The 4,904-nt window shown below is 59.8% G+C and carries 4 protein-coding genes and 1 pseudogene; all 5 read right to left on the reverse strand.

Translation table 11 applies throughout. The annotated features are described in order from the left end of the window. A partial coding sequence (locus RS75_RS24740; protein WP_045025251.1) for a hypothetical protein occupies nt 1-648 on the reverse strand: 648 nt, incomplete at its 3' end. 279 nt (nt 649-927) lie between these two features. Beyond that, a complete protein-coding gene (locus RS75_RS24745; RefSeq protein WP_045025252.1) occupies nt 928-1,857 on the reverse strand; it encodes a lipid A biosynthesis lauroyl acyltransferase in 930 nt (309 codons plus the stop codon). A gap of 4 nt (nt 1,858-1,861) precedes the next feature. Next, the gene (locus RS75_RS24750; RefSeq protein WP_045025253.1) at nt 1,862-2,890 is read right to left on the reverse strand and encodes a zinc-binding dehydrogenase; all 1,029 of its coding nucleotides are present in this window, start codon (nt 2,888-2,890) and stop codon (nt 1,862-1,864) included. Nucleotides 2,891-3,042: 152 nt separating this feature from the next. Then, on the reverse strand, nt 3,043-4,326 hold the full coding sequence (locus RS75_RS24755; protein WP_045025254.1) for a beta-ketoacyl-ACP synthase: 1,284 nt from the start codon (nt 4,324-4,326) through the stop codon (nt 3,043-3,045). Nucleotides 4,327-4,338: 12 nt separating this feature from the next. After that, nucleotides 4,339-4,904: pseudogene (locus tag RS75_RS24760) on the reverse strand (beta-ketoacyl-ACP synthase); the annotation flags it as partial.

The raw sequence follows: 4,904 nt of genomic DNA on the forward strand, positions 1-4,904 counted from the left end.
CATTGCGCCAACCAGCTTGTAGTTGGAGGAGTAGCAGGGTGACATTTCGAGCGACTTTACGATCGTATGGCCGTCATGATCTTCGGCATAGGTATATTTCGACGTACCGCCCTTGAAGCAATTGTCGAGCCGTTCCCGCAGATCGTTCTGAAAACGGTGCACCCCGACAAGCTCGGCGATGTGACATCCCAACAGCCCATCCGGCGAATTGCGTGGAAACGCCTCGAGCCCATTGGCGAAAGACACGCGGTAGCCGGGGGAAACGACGACCACAGGCTCGTCGAGATCGTTCAGCATGTCCTCATCGAGGATGAGATGGCGATGATGCCATTCCAGGCTGTCCTCGTCCTCGTCACCGATCACCTTGGCCTTTAGCGGCATGCCGACATAACGATCGACAAGCGTTCGCAAAAGCTCGGAATTGCGCTGCACGCAACCGAGATCTTCCGCCTCATGATTGAGGAGATCGATGGCGAAACGGAACTGCTCGCGAATGTCCTCGGAGCTGCCGGTCTGACGCCCGATGACCCGGTTGAGCAGCTGCTCCAGTTCACGCTCCAGCACTGCGATCTTGTCGGCCTCGTTTTTACCAACGGCAGATTGCAGTTCCGTGTAACGCAGCCAGAACAGCTCTATTAAATCTTTCAACCCAACTCTCCCTGAACGGGCAAACAGCCCGCTCCCAATCCGAATGGATAGACGCTTATCCCCTGATTATAGCGTTCACGCGCTTAAAAATGACGTAACAACATACGGGAACGCTACAGGGGCCGCGTTCTAAAATACCATAGCTGCTGCTATTTTTTCAATTTCGATAATCCATGAACGAGAAATGAGGTTCCACCAACGTAAAAAAATGTCGAAATGCACAATTTCACGCCCGAATTTTCTAAAAATCACGCGAAGTCAGGCCACGTTGAAAACGTCTCAAATCTGGTGCTTCACGTCCCAGCGATCATGATACCACAGCCATTGTTCGGGATACTCGCGGACCCAGCTTTCAACCTTGTCGTTCAAAAGCTGCGCCGTCGCCTGAATATCGACATTGCCTTTTTCATCGCGCGGAATCTCGACCTTCGGCTCTATTTCCAGCCTGTAGCGATTGTCCGGCAGACGCACGCAACGGGCGGGATAGACATCGCAATTGAACTGACGCACCAGCTTGGCCAAAAGCGGGTTGGTGCGAACCTCAAGGTCGAAGAACTTCGTCGTCAGCCCCTTGCCGAACTTTTGGTCGACCAGAACGCCGACACCGCCGCCCCTTTCCAGCTGCCGCGCAAGCGCAAAGGACGAGCCGGCATGCGAAGGCACAAGATTGCCCATGCGTTCCTTGCGAAACTTGAACACCTTGTCCGCCACGAAAGGATTGTTCGGCGGCCTGAACAGCACCGTCACATCGAGACCGAAGGCGGAACTGGCCACCGGCAGCAATTCGAAATTGCCGCTATGAGCGGTAAAGACGATGAAAGGCCGCGGATTGTCGCGCAGGTCCGTAAAGGTGGGAATGCCCACGACCTGAATACGGCCCGGTTCGTTTTTTTCCGGATCGAAATCGAACAACCGGTCGAGGAAGACATATTCCGCCGCAAGCCGACCCATGTTGCCCCAGCTGTCCATCGCGATGGCCAGCCGCTCCTCTTCGGATTTCTCCGGAAAGGCGCGCGCCAGATTGTACAGCATCAGCCGGTGGCGGCCGGTTTTCGGGCCGACCCAGCGCACAAGCCTGTCGGCTGCGCGAATGCCAGCATCGGCTGGAAAAAGCTTCAGCAGATTGAGAAGGCCGAAGGCAAACGTCGCGATCAACCATTGCCGGAAACGGTCCAGCTTCAGAACGATCCGCGTAATGAACAGTTTCAAGGCGTCAATCCATCCGCAGAACGATTTTGCCGAATACCTGGCGCGTTTCCATACGTTCCAGCGCCCGGTCGATATCCTCGAAGGTGACTTCGGTGTCGATAACGGGATGAACGATGCCGCGCGCCATCTTCTGCATGGCGTTGGCCATGTTCTCCATGCGGCAACCGAAGGAGCCGAGCAGCTTCAGCTGCTGCTGGAACAGCATCATCAGGTTGATATCGGTGGACACGCCTGACGTGGAGCCGCAGGTGACGAGACGTCCGCCCCGCTTCAGCGAGAACATCGAGGCCGCGAAGGTATCCTTGCCGACATGTTCGAACACCACGTCGACACCCTTCTTTTTCGTCAGCTTGCGCACGACGCCTTCGAAACGGTCGGTCCGGTAGTTGATGACGTGGTCGGCGCCGAGAGCCTTCGCCCGTTCGATCTTGTCGTCGGAGCCGACAGTGGTGATGACGGTGCAGCCCATCTTCTTGGCAAGCTGGATCGCCGCCGAGCCGATGCCGGAGCCGCCCGCATGCACGAGGATCGTTTCGCCCGGCTCGAGCTTCGCATTGTCGAACAGCATGTGTTCCACCGTGCCGAAGGTCACCGGCGCCAGAGCCGCGCCGATGGCATCGACGCCATGCGGTGCCGGAACGAGCTGGCGGGCGGGAATATTGATCTTTTCCTGCGCGAAGCCGTCGAGATGGAAGCCATGAACGCCCTGAACATGTTCGCACAGATTGTCACGGCCTTCGCGGCAGGGCTTGCAAAGCCCGCAGGTGCGTGCGCCGTAGATCGAAACAAGCTGACCCGGCAGCACATTCGAAACACCAGGACCGATGGCCTCCACCACGCCGGAAGCCTCAGCACCGATGGTGAGCGGCATCTTGCGCTTGGCAAAAGCCATGCCGCGCCAGCCCCAGACGTCAATGTGGTTGAGCGCCACGGCCTTGACACGCAGCGTCACCTCACCCGGTCCCGGTGCATCCGGTTCGGGCAGGTCCACTTTTTCGAGCTTCCGGTCGTCGACGAGTTGAAGAGCGCGCATGTTTCAGTCCTTCGCCCGGAGGCGTTTATCCCAAGAATAATTCCAGCAAAACTCTGTAGCGGTTTTTCGGCCGGAATGCGTAATCAAAGAAGCGAGAGCGTTTCCGGGGTTTCGATCTGGCCGGAAACGCCTCTGTTTTCTGGCGGAATCGATCAGGCCGGTTCGCGCGTCATGACAAGGCTTGCATTCTGCCCGCCAAAGCCGAAGGAGTTGGAAAGCACGGCATTCACCGTCGCGTTCCGTTTCACATTCGGCACCACGTCGAGCGAAATGGCCGGGTCGGGATTGTTGTAGTTGATCGTCGGCGGCAAGGTGCCGCTTAGCATGGTCTGCAGCGAGAACACCGCCTCCACTGCACCCGCCGCAGTCAGCGTGTGGCCGATCATCGACTTGTTGGACGACAGCGGAATGCCCTTAAGGCCTTCGCCGAAAACGGCAAGCATCGAGCCATATTCCATCTTGTCGTTTTCAGGCGTCGAGGTGCCGTGAGCGTTGATGTAGCCGATATCGCTTTCGGCGACACCCGCATCGGCAAGGGCCGCGCGGATCGTCGCGATCGCCGGACCACCGTCTGGCGAGGACCGGGTGCGATGGAAACTGTCGGCCTTTTCACCGGCGCCCTTGATGATGCCGAGAACCTTGGCGCCGCGTGCGACGGCGGCTTCCAGCGATTCCAGCACCAGCGTCGCCGCACCTTCGGCGATCACAAAACCGTCGCGATCCTTGCTGAACGGCTTGGATGCCTTTTCCGGCGGGTCGTTCTGGGTCGAAAGCGCAGACAGCAGCGAAAAGCGGATCAGTGCCTCGGCGCTGACCGAACCGTCGGTGGCAACCGTCAGCGCCCGCTCGGTGCGGCCCTGACGGATTGCCTCGACGCCGAGCTGGATCGCGGTTGCGCCAGAAGCGCAGGCGGTGGAAAGCGTCACCGGAAGACCGCGTGTGCCAAAACGGTCGGAAAGACGCTCCGAAATCGCTCCGAAAAGTGCCGCCTCCTGAAATGCAGGGTCGGGACGCTGACGGAAAGCCGTCAGGAACCGCTCATAGGCATCGCCCGGCTGGGCGGCCGGCGGGGACCGGTCGGCAAGCTCGAAACGGGCGCTCCATTCCGGCTCGATCGGTGGTGCAGCCAGAAACAGCGGGCCATCGAAATCGCCGGAGATACCGGCCTGCGCCAAGGCCTCGATGGTTGTCTCGCGCGCAAAGGCATAGGAGCGCTCGACGGAATTCGGAACCGGGATGTCGATGAAATCGACCGTGCCGCTTATCCGGGTCGAAAGCCCCTCCGTCGGGAAGCGGGTGATCTTGTGGATGCCGGACTTGCCGGCCGTCAGCGCCGCCCAGTTATCGGCAAGCCCCTGCCCGAGCGAGGTGATGATGCCCATGCCGGTGACGGCGACGATCGGGCGACCGAGATGATCCTTGAAATTGGAAGCCATGGTCTTTTCTCCTCACACGTCACGGGACAGAACGGCGACACCTTCGCCGCGCACATGGCCGACGGTGGTGACGACCGCTTCGCTGGCCGCCTCGCCCATCGGCTTTTCCACGGCGGCATCGAAAGTAGGCACCTTCGCGCCGCTTTCAAGTGTCAGCGCCGCGAGCGCGAGGCCAAGCGGAAACTGCGCCTCAAGCCCATGACCGGTAACGCCGCCGAAACCGCGAATCGCGGCCTGCGGCAGGATTTTTTCGAGAATATTCTTTTCGCGCCGGGTAACGTCGTCAAAGCCGCTCGCACCGGAAAACACGACGGTCGCCGCACTGTCCTTTGCGGGAGCGAGCAGGCGCTCCATGCGCTTTTCCATCTTGCCGTCGTCACGGCTGCCGCGATCGCCTTCGATGGCGTCGATGCGGGCATAGATCCGCGCGCCGCGTTCGCTGGCGTGCTTGCGCGATTCCAATACGAGGAAGGCTCCGAGCGAACCGGAAATCATGCCGCCGCCGTCCTGGCCGCTACGCGACCACAGCGGCTGCCAGCCGCCCTGCGCATGCGCACCGATCGCTTCGAACAGCAGGA

The organism is Rhizobium nepotum 39/7, from assembly GCF_000949865.1.
Lineage (GTDB): Bacteria > Pseudomonadota > Alphaproteobacteria > Rhizobiales > Rhizobiaceae > Agrobacterium > Agrobacterium nepotum.